23 protein-coding genes are annotated in these 22,634 nt (G+C 58.0%); 15 read left to right on the top strand and 8 right to left on the bottom strand.

From position 1 onward, the window contains the following. The first annotated feature begins 21 nt into the window (after window positions 1-21). Both ACVDG9_RS27630 and ACVDG9_RS27625 read left to right on the top strand, forming a co-directional pair. Window positions 22-1,164 carry a sensor histidine kinase gene (locus ACVDG9_RS27630; protein ID WP_168687742.1) on the top strand — a complete coding sequence of 381 codons (1,143 nt, stop codon included), beginning with the start codon at window positions 22-24 and terminating at the stop codon, window positions 1,162-1,164. Beyond that, window positions 1,152-1,898 carry a LytR/AlgR family response regulator transcription factor gene (locus ACVDG9_RS27625; RefSeq protein WP_447239535.1) on the top strand — a complete coding sequence of 249 codons (747 nt, stop codon included), beginning with the start codon at window positions 1,152-1,154 and terminating at the stop codon, window positions 1,896-1,898. Before ACVDG9_RS27630 ends, ACVDG9_RS27625 begins: the two co-directional genes overlap by 13 nt. A gap of 75 nt (window positions 1,899-1,973) precedes the next feature. Here ACVDG9_RS27625 and ACVDG9_RS27620 read toward each other — a convergent pair whose 3' ends face one another. Together ACVDG9_RS27620 and ACVDG9_RS27615 are read right to left on the bottom strand one after the other, a co-directional pair. Further along, the gene (locus ACVDG9_RS27620; protein WP_023001524.1) at window positions 1,974-2,306 is read right to left on the bottom strand and encodes a VOC family protein; all 333 of its coding nucleotides are present in this window, start codon (window positions 2,304-2,306) and stop codon (window positions 1,974-1,976) included. A 27-nt stretch (window positions 2,307-2,333) separates the two neighbouring features. Next, window positions 2,334-2,780, bottom strand: coding sequence for an SRPBCC family protein (locus ACVDG9_RS27615; RefSeq protein WP_367021747.1), 447 nt, complete (start codon window positions 2,778-2,780; stop codon window positions 2,334-2,336). A 49-nt stretch (window positions 2,781-2,829) separates the two neighbouring features. Here ACVDG9_RS27615 and ACVDG9_RS27610 point away from each other — a divergent pair, with 49 nt between their 5' ends. From ACVDG9_RS27610 to ACVDG9_RS27600, 3 genes are all read left to right on the top strand, one after another. Further along, entirely contained in the window at window positions 2,830-3,207 is a 378-nt protein-coding gene (locus ACVDG9_RS27610; protein ID WP_075281831.1) for an ArsR/SmtB family transcription factor, read from the top strand. 846 nt (window positions 3,208-4,053) lie between these two features. Further along, complete coding sequence (locus ACVDG9_RS27605; RefSeq protein WP_447239534.1) at window positions 4,054-4,395, top strand: GNAT family N-acetyltransferase; 342 nt, start codon at window positions 4,054-4,056, stop codon at window positions 4,393-4,395. 163 nt (window positions 4,396-4,558) lie between these two features. After that, complete coding sequence (locus tag ACVDG9_RS27600) at window positions 4,559-5,737, top strand: PAS domain-containing protein (RefSeq protein ID WP_081713180.1); 1,179 nt, start codon at window positions 4,559-4,561, stop codon at window positions 5,735-5,737. A gap of 68 nt (window positions 5,738-5,805) precedes the next feature. Here ACVDG9_RS27600 and ACVDG9_RS27595 read toward each other — a convergent pair whose 3' ends face one another. Then, window positions 5,806-6,720, bottom strand: coding sequence for a PhzF family protein (locus ACVDG9_RS27595; RefSeq protein ID WP_447239533.1), 915 nt, complete (start codon window positions 6,718-6,720; stop codon window positions 5,806-5,808). 85 nt (window positions 6,721-6,805) lie between these two features. Between ACVDG9_RS27595 and ACVDG9_RS27590 the strand changes: the two genes are divergently transcribed. Both ACVDG9_RS27590 and ACVDG9_RS27585 read left to right on the top strand, forming a co-directional pair. Further along, window positions 6,806-7,735, top strand: coding sequence for a LysR family transcriptional regulator (locus ACVDG9_RS27590; RefSeq protein ID WP_447239532.1), 930 nt, complete (start codon window positions 6,806-6,808; stop codon window positions 7,733-7,735). Between the two features lie 290 nt (window positions 7,736-8,025). Next, the gene (locus ACVDG9_RS27585) at window positions 8,026-8,508 is read left to right on the top strand and encodes a GNAT family N-acetyltransferase (RefSeq protein ID WP_447239531.1); all 483 of its coding nucleotides are present in this window, start codon (window positions 8,026-8,028) and stop codon (window positions 8,506-8,508) included. 43 nt (window positions 8,509-8,551) lie between these two features. Here the strand turns inward: ACVDG9_RS27585 and ACVDG9_RS27580 are convergent, their stop codons facing one another. Then, window positions 8,552-9,295, bottom strand: a complete 744-nt coding sequence (locus ACVDG9_RS27580; RefSeq protein ID WP_055660733.1) for a response regulator transcription factor — start codon at window positions 9,293-9,295, stop codon at window positions 8,552-8,554. Beyond that, the gene (locus tag ACVDG9_RS27575; RefSeq protein ID WP_447239530.1) at window positions 9,292-10,674 is read right to left on the bottom strand and encodes a sensor histidine kinase; all 1,383 of its coding nucleotides are present in this window, start codon (window positions 10,672-10,674) and stop codon (window positions 9,292-9,294) included. Before ACVDG9_RS27575 ends, ACVDG9_RS27580 begins: the two co-directional genes overlap by 4 nt. Before the next feature lie 113 nt (window positions 10,675-10,787). On the opposite strand from ACVDG9_RS27575, the gene ACVDG9_RS27570 reads away from it, so the two are divergent. Genes ACVDG9_RS27570 through ACVDG9_RS27550 form a run of 5 tightly spaced genes read left to right on the top strand, consistent with a single transcriptional unit; the run spans window position 10,788 to window position 16,100 of the window. Beyond that, entirely contained in the window at window positions 10,788-11,804 is a 1,017-nt protein-coding gene (locus ACVDG9_RS27570) for an ABC transporter substrate-binding protein (RefSeq protein WP_055660735.1), read from the top strand. A 13-nt stretch (window positions 11,805-11,817) separates the two neighbouring features. Next, complete coding sequence (locus ACVDG9_RS27565; protein ID WP_447239529.1) at window positions 11,818-13,299, top strand: sugar ABC transporter ATP-binding protein; 1,482 nt, start codon at window positions 11,818-11,820, stop codon at window positions 13,297-13,299. Then, window positions 13,296-14,237: an ABC transporter permease gene (locus tag ACVDG9_RS27560; RefSeq protein ID WP_023001512.1), complete on the top strand. Its 942-nt coding sequence runs from the start codon at window positions 13,296-13,298 to the stop codon at window positions 14,235-14,237. Before ACVDG9_RS27565 ends, ACVDG9_RS27560 begins: the two co-directional genes overlap by 4 nt. Further along, window positions 14,230-15,192 (top strand): ABC transporter permease, encoded by a 963-nt coding sequence (locus ACVDG9_RS27555; protein WP_447239528.1) that lies wholly within the window; start codon window positions 14,230-14,232, stop codon window positions 15,190-15,192. The genes ACVDG9_RS27560 and ACVDG9_RS27555 overlap by 8 nt, the downstream gene beginning before the upstream one ends. Beyond that, window positions 15,189-16,100, top strand: a complete 912-nt coding sequence (locus tag ACVDG9_RS27550) for an SMP-30/gluconolactonase/LRE family protein (protein ID WP_447239527.1) — start codon at window positions 15,189-15,191, stop codon at window positions 16,098-16,100. Before ACVDG9_RS27555 ends, ACVDG9_RS27550 begins: the two co-directional genes overlap by 4 nt. Window positions 16,101-16,200: 100 nt before the next feature. Here the strand turns inward: ACVDG9_RS27550 and ACVDG9_RS27545 are convergent, their stop codons facing one another. From ACVDG9_RS27545 to ACVDG9_RS27535, 3 genes are all read right to left on the bottom strand, one after another. Beyond that, window positions 16,201-17,226, bottom strand: a complete 1,026-nt coding sequence (locus ACVDG9_RS27545; protein ID WP_447239611.1) for a LacI family DNA-binding transcriptional regulator — start codon at window positions 17,224-17,226, stop codon at window positions 16,201-16,203. 174 nt (window positions 17,227-17,400) lie between these two features. Continuing rightward, window positions 17,401-18,396 (bottom strand): ABC transporter permease, encoded by a 996-nt coding sequence (locus tag ACVDG9_RS27540; RefSeq protein ID WP_447239526.1) that lies wholly within the window; start codon window positions 18,394-18,396, stop codon window positions 17,401-17,403. Between the two features lie 13 nt (window positions 18,397-18,409). Continuing rightward, the gene (locus ACVDG9_RS27535) at window positions 18,410-19,150 is read right to left on the bottom strand and encodes an ATP-binding cassette domain-containing protein (protein WP_447239525.1); all 741 of its coding nucleotides are present in this window, start codon (window positions 19,148-19,150) and stop codon (window positions 18,410-18,412) included. A 180-nt stretch (window positions 19,151-19,330) separates the two neighbouring features. Here ACVDG9_RS27535 and ACVDG9_RS27530 point away from each other — a divergent pair, with 180 nt between their 5' ends. From ACVDG9_RS27530 to ACVDG9_RS27520, 3 genes are all read left to right on the top strand, one after another. Then, window positions 19,331-20,311: an NAD-dependent epimerase/dehydratase family protein gene (locus ACVDG9_RS27530; RefSeq protein WP_228866731.1), complete on the top strand. Its 981-nt coding sequence runs from the start codon at window positions 19,331-19,333 to the stop codon at window positions 20,309-20,311. 39 nt (window positions 20,312-20,350) lie between these two features. Then, window positions 20,351-21,343 (top strand): substrate-binding domain-containing protein, encoded by a 993-nt coding sequence (locus tag ACVDG9_RS27525; RefSeq protein WP_077294129.1) that lies wholly within the window; start codon window positions 20,351-20,353, stop codon window positions 21,341-21,343. A gap of 268 nt (window positions 21,344-21,611) precedes the next feature. After that, window positions 21,612-22,559 (top strand): sugar-binding protein, encoded by a 948-nt coding sequence (locus ACVDG9_RS27520; protein ID WP_077294132.1) that lies wholly within the window; start codon window positions 21,612-21,614, stop codon window positions 22,557-22,559. The last annotated feature ends 75 nt before the right edge of the window (window positions 22,560-22,634 follow it).

Here is a 22,634-nt window from a genome sequence, read left to right as displayed (position 1 = left end):
CAGTACGAGATTGCTTGTAACATGCTTTTAGATGAAGCCGTTCCGGCGACGACACGCAGGACTGTCTCCACTCCAGAAGAAGACGTCCGCGTGCACGCGGTCAGTAAGTCTCATCACGAGGAGCGCCTGCAGCCAGAGACCGAGCATCTCTTCTGGAAACTTCAAATCGGCGGCTGGTTGTTCATAGCCGTTTATGGCTTTTTCGCCCGGGTGGTGACGTTCTCCGACTTCCGGCTTGCGTTCACGTTGACCCTTTCGATGGACCTGGTCGGCTTTCTGCTGACGAGCGCTGCGCATCACTATGTTCTCCGGAACGTCCAGCGGCTGATCACGATTCCGGTGTTCCTGGGGGCGGCGGCGTTTTCGCTCGCGTGTGGCACCTTGCAGATGTATCTAGCCTGGTATCTGCGCGACCTGATTTTTCCTGAAGCCCTGCCCTTCAACACGCCTCTGACGCCGGTCGTTTATTACACTTCGGTTCTGCTGGGCTGGATGCTGGCCTATTTCTGCCTGAGGTCCGATTACGAGGCGCGGATCGCGCGGTTGCGGCGCAGCGAGGCGCTTGCGGAGGCCATGCGTTCCGAACTGGAACAGCTGCGGCTGCAACTGGCGCCTCACTTCCTGTTCAATGCGCTCAATTCCGTCGCTTCGGAAATTCACGAACGGCCCGACACCGCGCTTGAAATGGTGAGGGAAATTGCAGGTTACCTGCGCTATTGCCTGAACCAGCAGCGCCGGGACCTCTGTCCGCTGTCGGAAGAAGTGGAGGCGATGAACGCCTATCTGCGCATCCAGGAAATCCGGTTTGAAGACAAGCTACAATGCACCGTCAGCGTCGATGAAACCGTCAGGGACATGATCGTTCCCCACATGATTCTGCAGGGGCTCGTGGAAAATGCGGTCAAGCACGGGTTAAAGCATCAGTCGAACCGTATCGACATTCACGTCTCTGTCAGCCGTCTCGGCAAGGATGAGGTCGAGGTTTCGGTCACTAACTCAGGGAAGATTTCGGAAACGGACCCGACACGGAAATCGATCGGTCATGCCAACCTCAGAAAACGCCTGCAGCTCTACTATCCGGAAATGCACGAGTTCAGCCTGCGTGAGGGGCAGGGCATGGTCGTTGCCCGCATCTTGCTGAAAGGTCCGGCATGCTCCGTGTAGTTCTGGTTGACGACGAACCTTCCGCCAGGCGCGGCCTCAGGCGAATGCTTGCCGAATTTCCCGACATTGCTGTGAGTGGTGAAGCAGGGGACCTCGAGTCTGCCCGGCAAGTGATGCATGAGGTCCGCCCGGATGCGGTTTTCCTTGATGTGGAACTGACCAACGGCAAGGGTCTTGACCTTGCAACGGACCTGCCGCCCGAAACCTTCGTGATCGTCGTCAGTGCATACGATCTATATGCGATCGACGCCTTTGATGTGGCCGCACTCGATTTCCTTGTGAAACCGGTCAAGCCCGAGCGGCTGGAAACAGCGATTGGTCGTCTGCGAGAAAGACTGCCGCCGGTTCCGGCCACTCCGGATAACAATGTGTCCCCAACCTTGGTCACAGCGCAGGGTCGGCTTCAATTCAAGACCAGTTCAGCGTCGATCCTGGTGTCCCACGATGCAGTTGCCTTTCTGCGGGCGGAAGGGGACTATACCCGCGTCTATCTGGAAAACGGTCAGCAACACCTCGCCAATGGCCTCCTGCGCGTTTTCGAAACCAGGCTTCCAGCACCGCCTTTTCACCGGCTGGATCGTTCCACTATCGTGAACTGCGCACAGATCCAGCGCGTCAATTGGCACGCTAGCGGACGCAGCAGCATTCATTTCTCGAATGGGAACAATGTCGTTGAAATTGGGCGCCCGGCATCAAAGAGATTGCGCTCCATTTTGCAGCTGAGCGGAGGCTGAAAAACCGGCGATTGGCGTCCTGGCTCTGGTCGCTGTTGCCAATCCTGGAGCGTCCGACAAGGAACGCCAGGCAGTTCAGGAACCTTTCCGAAGCAATATGACGGTTCCTGCCGGATCGCATGTCCAATGGCCTGTGACATCTGTCAGCGGCTCCAGTTCATCGCGTTTGGGAGATCCCAAAGCCGCAAGGGCATTCGTGGGATCCTCATCGAACAGTTCTATCCAGACGTCCGTCTGGCTTTGATGCGGCACGCGGTCGATCCACAATGTCATGGGGCCAAACGAGAAGCCTGTGCTGTCCTTCAGTTCACGCGTCACCTTCAACCCGATCTTGTCCCGGTAAAAGGCTACGGTTTCGTCCCACCGATACAGCGGCACCTTGATCGCGATGTTCTTGCCCGGTTCCATTTCCAATTCCCTTTCAATGCGTATTGCCTATTTGTAAAATCCGTCGCGTAGCCTGATGCCGTTTTCGAGCCAGACCTTCATGGCGCAGAGCATACCCGTCCAGCCTTCGCAGTTGCCGAAACAGGACTTCAGACCCGTTTCGGTTCCGGGCCAGCCAAATTCGTTGATGCGGACATAGGTGCGTCCGTCTTCCAGCTCCTGAAACGTGATGGTCACGGTCGTCCAGGTGCGGGCGTCATCTCCTGCCTCCCACTGCAGAACGACTTTTTCGTTCGGCACCACCTCCTGCACCAGAACAGGGAAAGCACCGGGAAAGTCATGAAAGTCCCAGGTCACCTCCGCACCCGCTTCGATGCGGCCTCGAGCTCCTCCGGTCGTGAAGAATTCCGAAAGCTGTGCCGGGTCGACGACAGCCTCAAACACCTCCGCGACGGGTTTAGAAATCCTCCCGCCGACTGTGAATTTCAGTTCCATGGCCCTGTTCCTTGTTGCCTTGCGAGCTATTATGTTATAAAAATATAACATGTCAACAGATGATCAGGATGACGCGCTTTTCAAGGCGCTTGGCCACAGGGCGCGCAGGCACATGCTTGACCTTTTGAAGAAGGGTCCGCTAACCACAGGCCACCTTTGCGAGGCGCTGCCGAAGATAGACCGCTGCACAGTCATGCAGCATCTGAAGGTTCTGGAAAAAGCCGGGCTGGTGGTGGTCGAGCGGCGTGGGCGGGAGCGGTGGAACCACCTGGATGCACTGCCAATTCAAGCAGTTCACGAGCGCTGGATCGGTCCCTACGCTGCTTATGCAGCCAGCATGCTGGGTGCTCTCAAGAAGAGCGTTGAACAGAGCGAGGAAACTCACGCTGCAGCCGAAACCACCAACGGTGATACGAAAGGTACGTGATGACGTATCAGGTAGGCGCAAGCGCTCTTTTGGTGTGAGCGCTTGCAAGGGGCGTTCTCGTAAAACGCTGACCTCGCTCCGGCGGTGTTATTGACCGTCGCCGGACGAAGAACTTGCGTCTAGGCGTTTTCCGCGCTTCTCGAAAGGCAGCAGACCCTCGTCTCGGGATGACATTGGTCAATCGCGAACAGATTGATTTTGGTGCTGACGAGGTAGAGTGGAAACGCTCTTCCAAGCGTCTGGATCCAATAATCAATTTCCAGAGAGTTAAGGTCATTGCAAGACTTGCAATAACTGGAGAGTGAGTACCCTTTTTCCTGCAAGTCTTCGAGCGTTGTGCAGCTGCTTGTTTCCAATGGCTCAAGAATTCTTATGTTTAAAGACATTTTTGGCACACCGTTTTTATTGTCGTAAGCAGCTTCAAGGGCGGTGTTCTTGGTTTTGGGCGATGGGAGCACTTGAAACTTGCATCTTTTTTACCGGTGATTGGGAACGTTCTCAATTCGTGGGAGTACTTAAGTATTATTTGAAAGGGGTGTGGCCCTCCCAGGGTTCGGGCAACCGGAAATCATGGCACGATTTTTACGTATTTAGTCCTGGAACCCGATTGCTTCCCAGACAGGGTTTCCGCCACATCTGCGGGTCGACATTGAACGCGGAACTTCAAATGCCCCCAGTTTCAAAACAGGCCTTCGTTGCTAAATGCCCCCACGGAATTGCCGTGGGCATGCTGCGAGCCAACCGATGATGGTTCGGACCGCGCGGTTGGAGGATACCCCGCAACTTCTCCGGTTGATCCGAGATCATGCGCAGTATGAGGGCGGGAGAGCCACTATCGACAAGTGCGTGTTGGAACGACTGCTTCAGGTCGAGGAGCCACCGGTTCGGATCCTTGTCGCTGAATCAGATCAGATCGCGGGATATGCCGCGTTGACGACAGACTATTCGCTCTGGTCCGGAGCGCGCTACGGGCATCTCGACTGCCTTTTCGTTGCGAAGGAATATCGCGGCAGGGGCGTCGGCCAGAAACTTTTCCTGAAGGTGCGTGAAGAAGCGCACTCTGCCGGGTGCGTTCGGCTTGAATGGCAGACGCCGGACTGGAACCGTCAGGCAACTGAGTTCTACAGAAGAAACGGCGCTGAATGTTTGTCGAAAACCCGCTTTGTCCTGCAGCTTGACGCAGGGTAGAGGAGGGTAGAACTGACAGTGTGGTCGTACTGGATTAAATCTTCACGAGTGCAGAACTTTTTCGATTAAATAGACCCGGTTTAGAAATGCGGATTCAGGCTTTTTTCAGCTTTGCCGTGCTCAATACTTGAGTGCAAGTTGGCGCTAATGACGAAGACGCAGCATGTCTACAGAAGTCAACATTCTTATTCGGTCCATGCGTCAGCTGGTTCCCAATCCGGAAACAAGCGCGATCCTGACTGCGATGGGTGTTTCCTACTGGGCTTACGATCCGGTTGCGGAAGAGTTGTGCTGGCAAAGGTCGGATCCGACCTCTGTCAGAGGTTATCGCCTTGCAAAGCTGTCCATTCAAAGGGCGCTTCAATACTACATCCAGCGTGACAGAACCCGCTTCCTCAAGGTGATTTCCAATGCGGTGGAACACGGTCTGTCGCAGACGACACGTGTCACCATGAAAACGGATGGCGGTCACAAGTCCTACGACCTGGTGGCTTCTCGCATTTCCGGCAAACCGGCGTTTCTGATCATAGGGCTGATGAAGGAGTGTGCGCCGGAAGCGCCGGTCAACGCGGAATTGCCGGACATTCTGCAAAACCTGTCCAACGTCTTTATCTCGAACGCCAGTGCTGTCCTCATTACGGATAACAAGGGGGTGGTTCAGTCGGCCAATCGCCAGTTTCTGAAGCTGTTCGGCATAAGTAACGCCAAACAGGTTGTCGGCCGAGATGCAAGAACGATCCCCAATTACATAGGCAAGAAGCTCGCCGGCTCATTTGCCGAGATGTTGCGAAGCCGCCTTGCGTCCAAAGGAACGCTCAAGCTGCCTCAGACGGTAGGCGATCCTGTTGAAGTTCTTTACGATCTGCATCCGATGGCGCTCGATGATCCGAACGGCGGTATCATCTTTGCAGGGGAACTTGCTGCCAATTCAGTGGAAATATCCGCCAATGAAGTTCTGGATGCGGTTCCAACCCCAATTCTGGTTGCCGATCTGGATACTCGCCGCATCAAATACGCCAACAAGGCCGGGCGCGGCGAGTTGGGCTTGTCCGCAAAACAAATAGGAACCGAACGGCTATCCGACACGCTCATGAGCGCGAATGACGTTCGTGATCTGACCCTTGTTCTCGACAAGGTCGGTTGGGACGCTGGCCGTGTGTGGCAGGTTCAAAGTCACATCGGACTCAAGCGGCACTACCGCATTCGCACCTGCTTCATCGGCAAACAGTCCTCGCGGCAGATCGTGCTCGAGTTTCTGCCTGTCCGGCTTGAAAAGGACAAACCCGGCAACGAAAAAGCCCAGAATTTCTTCTCGCGCCTGCTGGACATGAGCTTCAACTGATCCTGCCATCACCGTACGTCTCTGGAGGCCCGCCAACGCAGACCTCCAGGCATTTGAGTGTCATGCCGTCAGATCGTGACGGTCATTTCCTCCATGACGGATCCATAACCACCCGCCATCAGGCCGGTAATCCTGCCATCTTCAAGGTCAAGATCCACGGTAATGACGCTAGGGGAAGCCGGGGTCATGAAGTGGCCCTGTTCAATGACGAACCGTGATTTCCTTTCGTGAAGCAGGTCGTGCAGCACACAGGCGAGGGGGCCCGCGGCCATGCCAGTGGCGGATTCCTCGTCAATTGCATAGCGCGGTGCGAACATGCGGGTGGTGGCGTCGGCCTGCGTGGCGTTTCGATCGGTCGTGAAAACGTAGTAGCCGATCAGGTCCAGCTTGTTGCTGATGTCATTGATCCTCGACTGGTCCGGCACGATCTTCTTCAGGACTTCTGCATCGCGTACAGCGACGACGATGAAACTGTTGCCTGTGTTCACGAGGACAGGGCGCAGGCGCTCATCCAGCTGGTCTGCCTTCAGACCGAGCGAAGCCAGCACGTCGGCTTCGCTGACACCGCGCTCGGCCCAGGCTGGGCTCCGTTCATAAGTCGGGGCGAGCTGTTCCATGTATGCCGCGCCGTTCTTGATGACGATCTTGCGCGGACCATCGACGGTTTCCTTTGAGGTGACACCCTCCCGAACCCGGCCCAGTTCTGCCATGTAGCTGAAGGTCGCTATCGTTGCATGGCCACAATGGGCTATCCGCCTGTTTGGCGTGAAGAAGTCCAGCTTGAACCCTTCTTTCGCTGATTTAGACACGAAGGCTGTCTCTGAGAGTCCGATCTTTCCCGCAACGGTCAACATGTCTGCGTCCGACAAGCCATCGGCATCGAGGATGACGCCGGCCGGATTTCCACCAAAGGCTTCCGAACCGTTCCGGCGCGTAACGAACCCGTTCACGATGCGGGCGACAATTTCTTTCGTTTCACTCATTCCATGCACCTCTCAATCATTGACTGGACACAAGAATGATGTCGTCTTATTGCTCTTTCAACGTCTGAATACATGAGTGAATTTCATGAATGAGCGAGACGAACTGCAAAACCGTCTTTTGCTGAACGCACAGCTGCTGCACGCTATTGCGGAAGAAGGGAACTTCTCCCGGGCAGCCGTCGCAGTGGGGCTGGAGCAGTCGGCGGTCAGCCATCGCATCAAGTCTCTGGAGGCTGCGCTCGGCATTCGGCTTTTCGAGCGAACGACCCGGCGCATCGTCCCGACGGAAGCGGGACGGATCGTTTGTGATGCCGCGCAGCGCTGTCAGGAGATCTGGGGCAGTGCGCTGTCGCGGATAGCGGATGTGAAGACGTCCAGGACCATACGTCTGTCCGTGTCGTCCTCTGTTGCCATGAAATGGATCGTTCCGGCGCTGCAGCGCGCGCAGGAGGCCGGTCTTGACCTTGTGGTCGATGTGGAAGACAGGCTTGTCGACCTTCACACCGGTGAAGCCCAGGCGGCGATCCGCTACGGGACCGGCCCTTATCCCGGGTTCCACGCAGAAGCACTCATGACTGCACAACTTGTGCCCGTTGCGCGGCCCGGCTTGTTGAAGGGGCAAATGGTTCCCGGCAGGGGAGCACCGGCCTTGCTTGCAGACAGGTCCGGCGGGACAGACGGAACGGGCTTCAGCTGGACCGACTATTTCAAGGGGTGCAACTGGCCCGAGCCACCTTCAAGACCAGTGGCTTCCTTTGCAAGAGCCGACCTCGCGATCCAGGCGGCCATCAGTGGCATGGGTGTAGCGCTCGGCAGGACACTACTGATCGAAAACGACATCGAGGCAGGGTTTCTGGAAGTCGTCGGCAAACCGGTCGCCTCGAAGGCAAAATACTGGCTGGTGACGACGGCTGCCTATGCAGACACGGAGGGATATCGCGATCTGCGGGCCTGGATCGGCACTGAAATCGAGATCGCACGCAACCAGAACCGAAGGCTGATTTCCCAGGCTTGAACGGTATTTGGTTCCGTAGGTGGCCTTTCAAGCGTCACCAGACGCCTTGAGCCATTGCATCGCAAGGTCAAGTTTGTCCTGGTCGGAAAGACCGAGGTACTCGAGGTTCGACCAGGTCAGGAAATGCAGGGCCAAATTATCCAGAACATGATTGCAGTGGCGAAGTCCGCTTTGTTGACTGCTCGTGGCTGATCGATCAAACGGATGGCCTGCTGCTTCACGCAGAGGCCATCACGTTACCGGTACGCTGGTTCACGCCTTCCGCCAACCTCGAAAGATCCACTGGACCCATGACTGACAAGACCTACCAGATCAGGGCATTTGAGCCAGGCGACGGTGATGCCCTTGCCGCCATCTATCAAGGTGCGGTCGATCAGATTGCCAGGGCCGACTACTCGGAAATCCAGCGGTCTGCCTGGCTCTCCATTGCACCGACGGGTGATATGATGGAAACGGCCTATGGGGATGGAAGGCTCGCGCTTGTGGCGGTAGATCACGAAGCGCGGGTCATCGGATTTTCCGACCTCGAAGAGGATGGGCATATCCAGTTCCTCTACGTTGATCCAGGTGCGGCCGGCCGTGGTGTTGGTTCAAGCCTGATCAGGGCGCTTGAAGGCGCGGTGAGGCAACGGGGTCTGGGCCGCCTTTATTCGGAGGCAAGCGAGACGGCACTGCCGGTATTTTTAAAGCAGGGCTTTGAACGTCTGCATCGTCGCGACCTGAAGATCGGCGATGTCGATATACATAATTACAGCGTCGAGAAGCGTCTTTGACGGATCTGGATGCCGGGTGGTTTGTGGCAATCGGGCCGAAGCGTCAACGCGCCTTTTCGATCTGCTCGGTATGGCTGTCCAGCCACTTCTGCAGGTCGCGCTCGGCGCTTTCCAGGCTTTCGGCGTTTATGGCACGCAGGTTCAGGGCGCGTGTAATGGCACGTGTTCGTTTGTTGATCGCAAAATCGGCAGGTACCGTTTCGAGATTGTCCACGCCCAGCTTGTCATAAAGCGAGAGCAGGCGGTTCTGGACGGTGCGAAGCGACAGCCCTTGCCGAACGGCAATGACCTTGTCCGAAAGGCCGAGAGCCATGTCGAGGAGAACGGCATATTCGCTGTCCGTAAGCGTGTCGTGCGTCCGGATGTGGCGCTGCTGAACCCGGTGGATTTCCTGGTCCACCACGATCTGGGACTCCAGAAAAACACCGCGCAGCGCCAGGTGGAGCCGCTCCTGTGTTGCCGTCTTCAGAACATATCCATAGGACGTTTCCTGGGGCACGATCCGGGCAATGCCGCGCAGGTAAGCCTCGTCCGAATAGTTTGACCAGAACAGGATGCGGGTCTGGGGACGTTCGCGCCAGATCGTCCGGGCGGCGTCGATGCCATTGCGTTCCTTCATCTGAAGATCCATCACCACCGACTGGATGGAATGCCTGCGTGCCAACTGCTCGCCCTCCAGGCCGTTGGTCGCGTGGAGGATATCCTCGACATCCGGCAAGGCCAGCTGCAGGGCTTCGCTCAGATACCCGGCATGGAATTGATCGTCTTCTACCAGAAGCACCTTCATGCAAGCTCTTCCTCACCCGTGTGTGGTGCGGTTTCCTGGCACGGGGCGCAGGTCATCGGCAATTTCACCGTGATGGTCGTGCCTTCCTTGCTCGACATGCCGAAATCCGCGGCGATCAGCCTTGCCCGTGTGCGCATATGGGCAATGCCTCCTGTTGCCTTGCTGGTGTGCCGGCCGAGACGGGAACCGGGAAGCCCCTTGCCATTGTCCTTGATTGTCATTTGCAGGCCGGATTTCACACGCTTCACGGAGACACTTATCTGGTCGGCTCCGGAGTGGCGAGCGGCATTGTTGATGGCTTCCTGGGCAATGCGAAACAGGGCAATCCGGATGGTGGGATCCAGGGTATCGATCAATCCGTCCGTCTCGTCCGCAGCTTCAAGGAAGGTGGACGAAACGTCCTCCACCGCGCGCTCCAGATGTATTCGCAAGGCGTGTGCAAAGCCGAACAGGTCCAGGATCGTTGGTACGGCAGTATCGATGATCCGGCGAAGGTCACCGATGCAGTGCTGTATGCTGCCGATCACCCGGGCCTTGTCGGAGGCCGTATCCATCTTCTCGACATCGCGCATGATCCGGGTCAGATCGGCAAGGGTCTGGTCATGCAGATCCATGCCGATGCGCTGGCGTTCCTGTTCCAGAACCCGGGTCAGCTCCAGTGCGCCTTGCCGCAGGCCTTCTTCGCGAGCCTGGGCTTCCGCGCGGACGACGGCTGCGCGCTTGGCCTTTTCATTCGCGCGAAGGGAATAGAAATAGGGGGCAAGCACATCGGCAATCTGCCTGACGCGCACAACTGTTGCCTCGTCGTAGATGTCCGCTGTGCAGGAGGAGCAGTTCAGCGCGCCGATGGTGCGGCCAAGCACCTTCATGGCGACATTCACCCGGCTGCGCAGCTTGTGCTTGATGATCGGTTGGGCCAGCGCACCCTCATAGGTGTAGCGCTCGTCTTCCATGGCGTTGCCGGTGAGCATGTAATCCGTCTCCCCGAGCAGGATGCTGCGAACGGGTGAGATGGCGACAAGCGTGCGTGACAGGCTCCAGCGCGTCTTCATGCCGACTTCGTAACTGGTGTTCCAGGTGTTCTTGTCGTCCACCAGGCAGACGTCCAGGTGATCGATCGGAAGCAGGTTCTCGATCTCGGCCTTCACCGATCTCAGGGCAGCCCGGATTTCGACCTGGCCCGCAAGATGACTGGAAATGCGCAAGAGAGAGACGAGAGCCGTCGGCTCCGACACCTCCTGGTTTTCATTGGCTTCCTGTCGCATGGCAACAACAAGCTCCTCCCGTTTATTGCATGCCAGTGTGCGGTACAGGGCTTGCGTCGGCAACCCATCTGTTGCGCGCTCAAGTGCATCATGGTTGCGGGAACCCGCAACCATGATGCGTTTCTTCCGCTTTACGCATTTCCTTAACGTCAGCAATCTGAGCGCGGGATGCGTTGGGAGAACTGTGTCCCGTTATCAAAGACGCCTGCTGGCGTCAGGGAGGAAACATGAACACCAAAGCCAAGCTCTTGGGGGCGGTCGCACTTGTTGCGGTCACCCTGCCGGGTCACGCTGTAGCGGACACCGCAGATAAACGTATTGCCCTTTCCAATAATTATGCCGGCAATTCATGGCGTCAGGCCATGCTTGAAAGCTGGGCCAAGGTCGGTGACAAGGCTGTTGAAGACGGCTTGGTCGCCTCGGCCGATGCATTCACCACGTCCGAAAACCAGGCAACCGAACAGGCTGCCCAGATTCAGAACATGATCCTGCAGGGCTACGACGCGATTGTGGTCAACGCAGCTTCGCCAACCGCCCTCAACGGCGCGATCAAGGAAGCTTGCGACGCTGGCATCACGGTCGTCTCGTTCGACGGTATCGTCACCGAGCCCTGCGCATGGCGCATTGCGGTCGATTTCAAGGAAATGGGCCGTCAGCAGGTCGAGTATCTCGCCGGACGCCTGCCGGATGGCGGCAACCTTCTTGAAATCCGCGGTCTGGCCGGGGTTTTCGTGGACGATGAAATCCACGCAGGTATCGAGCAGGGCGTGACGGAATTTCCGAAATTCAAGATCGTCGGATCAGTTCACGGCGACTGGGCGCAGGACGTTGCCCAGAAGGCGGTCGCAGGCGTCTTGCCGAGCTTGCCGGAGATCGTTGGGGTCGTCACCCAGGGCGGCGATGGCTACGGGGCAGCGCAGGCGATCAAGGCGGCCGGCCGCGATATGCCGATCATCGTGATGGGCAACCGCCAGGATGAAATGAAGTGGTGGGCCGAAGCGCGTGACGAAAACGGCTACGAGACCCTGTCTCTTTCCATTGCCCCGGGTGTTGGCACGCTTGCCTTCTGGGTGGCCCAGCAGGTGCTCGATGGTGCCGAAGTGCCCAAGGATCTCACGGTCCCTTTCCTGAAAGTCACCCAGGAAACGCTTGACGAGACGCTTGCCGCAACACCTGCCGGTTCGGTGGCGAACGTCGAATACAGTCAGGAAGACGCCAAGTCCGTCATTTCAGCTGCCAACTAAGGGAGAGACGGAATTGGAAGTGGCAACTGGCGCCGGCAGGCCGAAGCCGGATGTCCCGTTGGTTGCCCTTTCGGGCGCGTGCGTTCACTTCGGTGCAGTGCGCGCGCTCGACGGGGTCAGTCTGACCGTCAGTCCCGGCGAATGTGTCGGTCTGATGGGTCACAACGGTGCGGGCAAATCGACAGCCGTCAACGTGATCAACGGCGGACTGACGCCAACGGACGGACAAGTCCGTTACGGGCATGAGGACGGCAGAAAAGGAACGGGGGCAGCACGTGCGCGTGCCTGCGGTATCCGCAGTGTTTTTCAGGAACTCTCCTTATGCCCTAACCTGTCCGTGCTGGAAAATCTGAGGGTTCCACATCGTGATCTGACAGGATTTGGCTGGCGCAAATCGGCTGCCGGACGGATTGCCGGTGCTCTCGACGAAATCTTTCCCGGACACAGGATCGAACCGGGCATGATCGTCGGCGACCTCACCCTGGCGGAACGTCAGATGGTCGAGATCGCTGCCGGATTTGCAGGTGGCCCTACACCGCCGCGTCTCGTCATCCTTGACGAGCCGACATCGTCCCTTGATGCCTCGATCGCCCGGCAACTGCTCGAACATGTCCGCCGTTTCTGCGCCGAGGGCGGTGCGGTCATTTTCATTTCGCACATGCTGGGCGAGGTTTTCGAAGTCGCTTCACGGATCGACGTGATGAAGGACGGCAAGATCATCGCCAGCAGACCGGCGTCCGAATTTACCCAGCAGGGCCTGATCGACGCCATGGGACATGTGGCAAACGAGAAGGCTGTCGCCCGGGCGGCGGTCGAAAGCAGCCAGCGCATCGGCGAAGAAGTGCTGAAGACGCCGGAAGGGCTCAGTGCCCGCAAAGGGGAAATCGTTGGCCTGGCGGGTCTTGCCGGGCATGGGCAGGCAGAAGCTTTGGCCCGGTTCTTCATGTCCCGGTCGGGGAAACTAACGCGGGTGAAGGATCCTGAAGCGGCCTTCGTTGCCGGTGACCGCGGCCGGGACGGGGTCATGCCGCTCTGGTCGATCCTTCGAAATCTCACGCTGACACACCTGCCAAGCCTGACCCGGCGAGGGTTGGTCGACAGGATTGCTGAACAGGCGCTGGGCGCAGACTGGAAGAAGCGCATCGGTATTCGGACCGACAATCTGGGCAATCTCATCCTGTCCCTGTCCGGCGGCAATCAGCAGAAAGTTCTTTTCGCCCGCGCTCTGGCCTCATCCGCCCCGATCGTGGTGATGGACGACCCGATGCGCGGTGTCGATGTCGGCACCAAACAGGAAGCTTACGACATGATCCGAACGGAAGCCGCCAACGGGCGCACCTTCCTGTGGTACTCGACGGAAACGGATGAAGTCTGCCAGTGTGACCGGGTGTTTGTGTTCCGGAACGGGCAGATATCAGCGGAGTTGACCGGGGACAGCATCACGGAAGAAAACATTCTGGCCGCATCCTTCCAGATGCAGGGGGCCGGCGCATGAACGGAAAGTACCGCATTCTGCTTCCGGTCCTGTCCCTGACTGTGCTGCTGGCGGCCGTCTTTTACCTTCAACCCCGGGCAATGAGCTACTTCGGCCTGAACCTGCTCTTCAATCTCGCGGTGCCGATCGCATTGGCAACCATCGCGCAGATGATGATCATCATGGTCAACGACATCGACCTGTCGGTCGGGACGTTCGTCAGCTTCGTCGCCTGTGTAACGGCAACCTTCCTGAACGATGCGCCGCTTGTCGGCGCGGCTATCCTGCTGGCATCGATCCTCGCGTATGCGGCCATCGGCGCGCTCATTCACATTCGCCAGCTTCCGGCAATCGTGGTCACGCTCGGCATGTCATTCGTCTGGGGAGGCCTGGCGGTTCTGCTGCTGCCATCGCCGGGTGGTGCGGCGCCGACATGGATCCGGACGGTGATGACCGTCAAGCCTCCGCTTGTGCCGATGGCGGTGGTGGCCTGCATCCTCATCGCCGGTCTAACGCACCTTTTGATCATGCGGTCTTCGACGGGCACGCTGTTGCGCGCAGTCGGCGGCAACGCCCAGGCGGTCGCCCGCTCCGGCTGGTCGGTCACGAAACTGAAGGCGGGCGCCTATGCGCTTGCCGGCTTTTTCGGGGTCCTGGCCGGTATTTGCCTCGTCGGACTGACAACGTCGGCCGATGCCAATATCGCGCTGCGCTACACGTTGCTCTCCATCGCCGGAGTGATCCTGGGGGGAGGAGAGTTCACCGGCGGCCGGGTCTCGCCTGTCGGTGCGGTCCTCGGTGCGTTGACACTCGCGCTCGCCGGAAGCTTCCTCTCGTTCATGCGCCTGTCGCCGGACTGGCAGATAGGCGCCCAGGGCGCGATCCTCATCCTTGTGCTTGCGGTGCGGCTGATCTTTTCGCGCCGCAGCCGGAAATGGAAGGGAGCCGAAAATGGATAACTCCCGTCTTTCGACAGTTCTCGCCATCCCCAGAAGACCCTCGTTCTGGGCATTCGCGGCCAGTGCTATCGCCTATTTCGCAACCCTTTCGCTGACGGAAGGGCGCGGCGGAGGGGAGCTTCTTTCCGCAGCGCTGACCTTTGCCTCCTTCTCGGCCATTGTCGGGCTTGGCCAGATGTTCGTCATTACGCTGGGGCCGGGCAATGTCGATCTGTCTATCCCTGCGACCATGACCCTGGCCGGCACGCTGTCGCTCAAGTTCATGGATGGCGCTGCAAATCTCATCTTGCCGGGTCTCGCCGTTGCGCTTGCCGTCGGTATCGGCGCGGGCACATTCAATTACCTGCTGATCCGGCTTTTGCGGATCCCGCCAATCATTGCGACCCTTTCAGCGTCGTTCCTTTATCAGTCGCTGGCGATCTGGTGGAACCGCGGCCTCAGGATCAAACCGCCCGAGGCGCTCGCGGATTTTTCGACCGGTGCCATAGCCGGCCTGCCAAACCTGACGATCATTGGCGTGTTGATTGCGCTGTTGAGCTGGGTGGTTCTGGAACGCTCGATCTTCGGACGCTGGGTGTCCGCATTCGGGCAGAACACGCGCGCGGCCCGGCTGAGCGGGATCCCGGTGGAGACGGTCCGCGCGGTCACCTATGTCGTCTCCGCCGTCCTGGCCGCGTTCACCGGATACCTTCTGGCGAGCTTTTCAGGAGGTGCCGCGCTGAACATGGGCACGGAATATCTCCTGATTTCCATCGCCGTCGTCGTGATCGGAGGCTGCTCGATCGCAGGCGGCAATTCGAATGTCCCGGGCATCTGGGGTGGGGCGCTGCTGATGTTCCTGGTCGTCTCGATGTTGAATTCCTACGGCTTCGGCGCAGGCGTGCGCCTGATCATGACTGGCGCCATCATCATTGGCATCGTCGCTGCCGCATCCGGAAAGGGCAGACCCACATGAACAGTTTCTCTTCTCCCTATCAGATCGACGATCCCCGGTTCAGGAACCTGATCCAGAAGAACGCCAGGCTGCGCCCACTTGCGACCGGCTTTGAATGGACCGAAGGGCCCGTCTGGTTTGCCGATCACCAGCACCTGTTTTTTTCCGATATTCCCGCAAACCGGATGATGCGGCTGACACTCGATGGGCAAGTCAGCACCTACCGCCAGCCTTCGGATTATTCCAACGGCAACACCCGGGATCGTCAGGGCAGGCTGGTGTCCTGTCAGCACGGAACCCGTTCCGTTACCCGGACCGAGCTGGACGGCACCCGCACCGTGATTGCAGACAGCTACCAGGGAAAACGTCTCAATTCACCGAATGACGTGATCGTCCAGTCGACCGGTGCGATCTGGTTCTCCGATCCGACCTACGGCATCCTGAGCGATTATGAAGGCTACACGGCAGAGCCGGAGCAGGCGGCCCGCAATGTCTTCCGCGTTGATCCGGCGACGGGGGACGTCGAGGCAATGATCACCGACTTCACCCAGCCGAACGGTCTGGCCTTTTCAGCGGACGAGAGCGTTCTCTACGTGGCGGAATCCGGCTCCAGTCATGATGCCGGGGTTCCCTCCGTCATCCGCTCCTTCAAACTGGACGACACCGGCAGGATCCTGTCGGACGATGTTTTTGCCACGATTGACCGGGGCCTTCCCGATGGAATGCGGGTTGATATGGCGGGCAATCTTTGGAGTTCGGCGTCCGACGGCATCCACTGTTTCCACCCCGACGGGACCCGGCTCGGGAAGATCCTGGTGCCGGAAGTCGTCTCCAACCTGTGTTTCGGTGGTGTGCGCGGCAACCGGTTGCTGATCACCGCAACCACGTCCGTTTATGAGATTGCGGTCAACGCGAGATCGGCGATCTGACAAATCTGGCTTGTGAGGAAGCATTCTCGGCGATGAGAAAGTCCTTTAAAGCCCCTGAGGGACGGTTCGTTGGTTAATCCTGGAGCGCTGCCTGGGCCCACTACAGCATTTCGGTTTCCTGTCCGAGAACCGGTCTTGCAGCCCTTACGGACGCCCGCTCGATGAGCGGGCATTCGACCTTGATCTGGGCCGGTCCGGACTGGCGGCCATTCGCGTTGTCGAGCAGCAGTTCGAAGGCGATTTCTCCCATCTCGTATTGTGGCAATACGAGCGTTGAAAGCGGCGGATGCGTGCTTTCTGAAATTTCCCGATTGTCAAATCCGATCACCGCAATGTCTTCCGGTATCCGCAGGCCGCGTTCCTTCAGGGCGTCGAAACACCCAAGGGCCATGAGATCGTTCGCGCAGAAAATTGCGTCCGGTGGCATGTCGAGATCCATGAGCGCATGGGTGTGCTCGTAACCGGACAGCGGCTCCCAGTTGCCCGGTTTGACGAGGTCGCCGTCGAAAGGAATGTCGTGGCTCGAGAGGGCTTGCCGGTAGCCTTTGAGCCTGTCCCGCGTCGCTTCCACGCCCGACTGGCCGTTGATCAGGGCAATGCGTTTGTAGCCGGCCTTGATCAGATGATCGGTTGCCGTCCGCCCTCCCAGAACGTCGCCAGGTACGACTGAGGGAAGGGAGCGATCGGCGTTGTAACAGTTCAGGAGCACGGTGTGCTGGCCGTCAAAGGCGGAAGACAGTTCGACGCGCCGGGTCAGGATCGTGCCGTAGATCATGCCCAGAAGAGGCAGGCGGCTCATCTGGTTGACGATCATCTGCTCGGTTTCTTCGTCTCCGTGGCTGACTGCCAGGCTGACGTTGATGCCGTATTCGTACGCCTTGTCCCGAACACCTTCGAAAGCCAGCGCCATCCACGGATCGGTTGTGATTTCGTCCGCAATGAAAACAATGTTCGACCGGTCATCGGGCACGGTCCGCGCACCCCGGCGTATCAGATTGTACCCCAGTTCTCTGGCGGCTTCGTGCACGCGCTTGCGCGTCGCGTCGCTCAACTTCGCGCCGCGACTTCCGTTCAGGACGAGCGATACCGTTGCCTGCGAAACTCCGGCCATTGCCGCAACATCCATCATTGTAGGACGTCTATCTTTGCCAAGCCGGGCTTTTTTCGCCATATTCGTTCCGGTCTCCTCGCGCTGGACGGATTAGGTGTCTGAACCGGCGAATGACTATCGGGAAAGACGGTCAAACGCAACGTTTCTGCACCGTCGATATCTGCACAGGTGTCTGTTTCTCCTCACGCTTTAGTCGAGTGAACGCAAATTGCGGACGCGGTCGAATGCAACTGCGATGACAATGAAGCAGCCGATGAACATGCCTTGCCAGAACGTCGAGATGCCAAGAAGAATCAGAGAGTTCCTGATCACTTCGATCAAGAGAGCTCCGATGACCGCTCCAAGGGCTGTTCCCTGGCCTCCGGCAAGATTGGCACCTCCAATCACCGCTGCGGCAATCACCGTCAGTTCCATCGCCTGTCCCAGATTTGTTGTCACGCTGCCGAGCCAACCGGCCATCAGGATGCCGGCGACCCCTGCGGTCATGGCCGAAAACACATAGATCGAGACCTTGATTCGCTTCACCGGAATGCCTGTCAGCGTCGCTGCCTGCTCGTTTCCGCCAATGGCAAACACGTATTGCCCCCATCTCGTCCACCGAAACACCACGCTCATCAGGACGGCCAGAAGACCGAGTACGTAGATCGGATGCGGCAAACCCAGTGTCGAGCCACCACCGACCCATAACAGCAGGTCGTGATCGGGGCCGAATTCCCAGATCATCTTGTTGTTGGACAGGACCATTGCCAGAGATCTGGCGGCCGACAGCATCCCGAGCGTCACCACAAACGCCGGCATGCCCACGTAAGCAATCAATGTACCGTTGATCGCTCCGACAATACCCGCTGCGATAAGTGCCGCGATCGCTGATATCCAGAACGGGTTTCCCGACGACATCAGGACACTGATGACCATCGCGGACAGGACGACTGTCGATCCGACCGACAGATCAATCCCTCCCGACGCAATTACGGTCGTCATGCCGATCGCGATCAGGCCGACAAATGCAAAGTTGCGTGTCACATTGAACAGATTCCGCTGGGTTGCGAAGGAATCCGTCAGCAAAGACAAGGCGACACAGGCGAGAAGGGCTGCCAGAAAGACCCAGAAAATCTGGGAGTTGAATATCCTGGAGAAGGGCGACCCGTGCTGGCTGTGCCCAATGGCTTGCTCAAGAGTTGTCATGGTGCGATCCCCCTCAAGCCGTTTCGATGGCGCCGGTAATCAAACCGGTCACCTCTTCCGGAGAACTTTCGTTTGCCGGCTTGCAAGCCACGAGTTGTCCTCTTCGCAGCACGGCGATGCGGCTGCAGACCGCAAACACATCCGGCATTCTGTGGCTGATCAGGACAACGCTGATACCCTGGTCACTCAGCCGATGGATCAGGTCCAGGACCTCGGCAACCTGGCGTACGGAAATGGCGGCGGTCGGTTCATCCATGAGGACGATTTTGGCGTTGGAAAGAAGCGTTCTGGCAATGGCCACAGCCTGCCGCTGTCCGCCGGACATACGCCTGACAAGGTCTCGAGGGCGGGTTTCGGATTTGAGGACCGCGAATAGCTCTGCTGAGCGCTTGTACATGGTGGCATAGTCCAGCAGCTTGATCCCGCCGAAGGACCGCCGCGGCTCTCGGCCAAGAAAGACATTGGACGCCGCCGACAGGTTATCGCAAAGCGCCAGATCCTGATAAACGACTTCAATACCTTCTACTTGCGCGTCGAGCGGACGATGAAAATCCACGCTGGTGTCATCAATGGAAATCGAACCGTTGGTGGGCCTGAAGTTGCCAGCAACGATCTTTACCAGGGTTGATTTACCCGCTCCGTTGTCCCCCATCAGTCCCAGCACCTCGCCCGGAGCCACTTCCAGGGATACGTCGTTCAAAGCCTGAATGGCTCCAAAGCTTTTTGAGATTCCGCTCAGCCTCAGCCTCGACATTCTGATTATCCTCCCCAAACACCCGGCCAGATGGACGTCGCCACTTGGGAAGTCCTCCCGGTCATGTCCCCGTGACAAGCCGGTTTCAGCTTACCGCATGACACACGTTTTGGTGTCGTTTTTCAATTCTTGACTAATTAATATTAGTAAATATTATTTAATAAAGGCAAGGGGAGATAAATGAAGCTTCTGCTTACAGGTGCCACGGGCAAGGTCGGGCAAAACTTCCTGCCGCGCTTTCTGTCTGAGGACATGTTCAGCGGGTGGAGCGTTGTGGCTCTGTGCAACAACCGGACGATCGATCCCGGCGATCGCGTAGAGGTCATCCGCGGCTCAATTGCCGATCCCGCTTGTGTGTCGAAAGCCATGGCCGGTGTTACGCATGTGCTTCACATGGCTGCCGTCAAGGAATCTCCCGAACTTGCAATCGACGTTTCCGTGAAAGGAATGTTTGTCCTGCTCGAAGAGTTCCGGAAACTGGCAAATGCAAGGCAATTTGTTCTGATCAGCGGGGACTGTGCCGTTGGTCATGCCTTCCAGCCATATTCGGAGCCGGTTACGGAAACTTCGGAACGCAAGGCTTATCCGGGTTGTTATGCCCTGACCAAGGTTCTGGAAGAGGTAATGCTGGAGCAATACCGGCATCAATATGGTCTGAACGGCTGTATATTGCGCGCGCCCTGGATCATGGAAAAGGACGACTTCAAGTTTGCGCTGAGCTTTGGTCCAGACCAGTTCGGCGGGCCCTTGTGGTCGGACTTTCTTGCCGCCGATGAAATCCAGCGCCTTGCCGGCGGCCGATTTGCCCCGTTGCTGCTGGATCGGGAAGGTGTGCCGCTCAAGCGCAATTTCGTGCATGTGGATGATCTGGTTTCCGCGATCCTTGCGGCATTGGACAGTCCGAAGGCGGCTGGCCAGCTTTTCAATATCTCCATGAACGAACCGGTCGACTACCGGTGCGTCGCCAACCATCTCGCGGCCACAAGATCCTACGAAATCGCGGAAATTCCGACCTCTCTCCACAGTAACTGGCTCGACAATTCCAAGGCGCGCCAGAGGCTGGGCTGGGAACCGTCGGTAGACCTGGAGGCTCTTGTTGAAGGGGCTTGGAACTACAGAAGGGACATCAAAGATCCCCGTAAAATCTGGTACCCGGGGTAAATCGCTCCGGGACCTGCTGGACAGAAGGGAGTGACACGCATGAGACGGAATTTACTGTTGCTTGGCGCCGCTGCCGTTTTGGCAATTTCAGTCGGATCGAGCCTTGCACAAGACAAGAAAACCCTCGCAATCGTGGTGAAGGGGCTTGATAACCCTTTCTTCGAACAGATCAATCTGGGTTGCCAGAAGTGGATGTCCGAAAACGCGGACAGCGAATATGAATGTCTTTATACCGGCCCTGCATCATCCGCCGATGAGGCTGGCGAGGTTCAGATCGTGGATGATCTGCTTACCCGCGGTGTTGCCGCAATCGCCATTTCGCCGTCCAACGCACCTGCCATGGCAAACCGCATCCGTCAGATCGCGCCAAGCGTGCCGGTCATGACCATTGATGCGGATTTCCTGGCTGACGACCGCGACCTTCGCAAGACCTATCTTGGTACCGACAATTATCTGATGGGCGTCAAGATGGCTGAGGAGGCCGCGAAGCTCAAGGCGGATGGCGGAACGGTGTGCCTGCAACTTGGAAACGTCGCAGCCGACAATATCAATGCCCGGGCTCAGGGGTTCCGTGATACGGCCGCTGGAGAAAAAGGTGTCGATCGCCTGACTGGCCAGAACGGCTGGACCGAGATCGATGGATGTCCCGTTTTCACCAATGACCAGGCTGATCTTGCAAACCAGCAGATGGCTGACACGTTCATCGCCAATCCCGATCTTGATGCGTTCATCCTAATCGGTGGGTGGGCTCAGTTCGCGCCGCAGGCCTATACGCAGGTGACGGATCAGGTGATGGACAAGCTGAAGTCCAAGGATCTGATCATCATCGCCGGCGATACCTTGCCGCCTCAGACGAAAGCCTTCCGCGATGGCAGGAGTCATGCCCAGGTCGGCCAGAGGCCGTTTGAAATGGGTTATCGTGCACCGGATGTGATGATGCAGCTCATCAACGGAGATAGCGTAGACGATCCGCTCTATACGGGGCTGGATGTCTGTAACCAGGAAGATCCTGGTTTCTGCGCAGACAACTAGACACTTCTCCACTGGCCGCCGAACTGGCGCATTGGTTCGGCGGCGCTTTTTCCTGGCGGGGCCATGGCTTTCACATGGTGCTTTCCTGCCGGTGTGCGTGCGTGCGCCCATCAGATCTTTTTCGCGAAGGGTGCCAAGGTTCGAAATATTACCCTCGATTAGCTGCAAGGGACGGCCTGCCAATTAATACTTGAAAACTTCAATTAATTAATATTAGTAATAATTTGTTGCGGGCAATGTATCGTTGCCCAGAGACAGGGAGGAAAAATTGAAACTTCGGAAAACTCTTTGCGTGGCAGCCATTGCCACACTCGCCGCCACGGCGGCGCATTCGCAGGAAAAGCCGCAACTGGCATTCGTTGTGAACGCGGCCTCCGACTTCTGGAAACTGGCTGAAGCCGGCGTGAACGCCGCGCAGGCGGAACTGCCCGGCTACGAGCTGCAGTTCCGGTATCCCGCCCAGGGAACGGCAGCGCTTCAGAATGCCCTCATGGACGACCTTGTGGCTGCCGGGACTGACGCCATCATGATTTCGTCTGTGGATCCCAAGACATCGACCGACGCCTTCAATCGTGTTGCCGCACAGGTGCCGCTGTTCACGACCGACAGCGATGCGCCGGAAAGCGACCGGATTGCCTATCTGGGGTCATCGAACACGCTTGCTGGAAATCAGGCTGGCGAAATTGCAATCAAGGCCTTGCCGGACGGGGGAACCTGCATGGGTTTTGTCGGCTTTCTCGGTGCCGATAACGCCAAGGAACGCATCGCCGGTTTCCGCGAAACCGTGAAAGACAAGGGCATCGAGCTGGTCGACGTCCGAGGTGACGACGTCGACTTCGCCAAGGCCCGGTCGAACGTCGATGACGTTCTCGCTGCCAATCCGGAAATCGACTGCATGGTCGGCTTCTACTCCTACAATCCCCCGAAGATCTACGAAGCGCTTCAGGCGGCTGGCAAACTGCGTGAAATCACCGTCATTGCCTTCGACGAGGACCCGATCACCCTCGGTGCTATCCGTGAAGGCAGCTTCGCCGGAACGGTGGTGCAGGATCCTTATCAGTGGGGCTACCAGGGCATGCACCTGATGGCCGACTTTCTGGAAGGCGACAAATCCGGAATTCCGGCTGATGGTCTGATCATCGTACCGACGAAGATCATCGATGCGGAAAATGTCGATCCGTTCGAACAGCAGCTGAAAGAGCGCATCAAAGGCTAGGTCGGGCCCTCCCAGGCGGACCCTGAGGCTGCGCGGACCGGATTATTGCCGGCCCGTGCAGCCGAAGCTGATCAT

It is taken from the genome of Roseibium sp. RP-7 (genome assembly GCF_053005225.1).
This window is presented reverse-complemented; position numbering and strand designations above follow the sequence as displayed.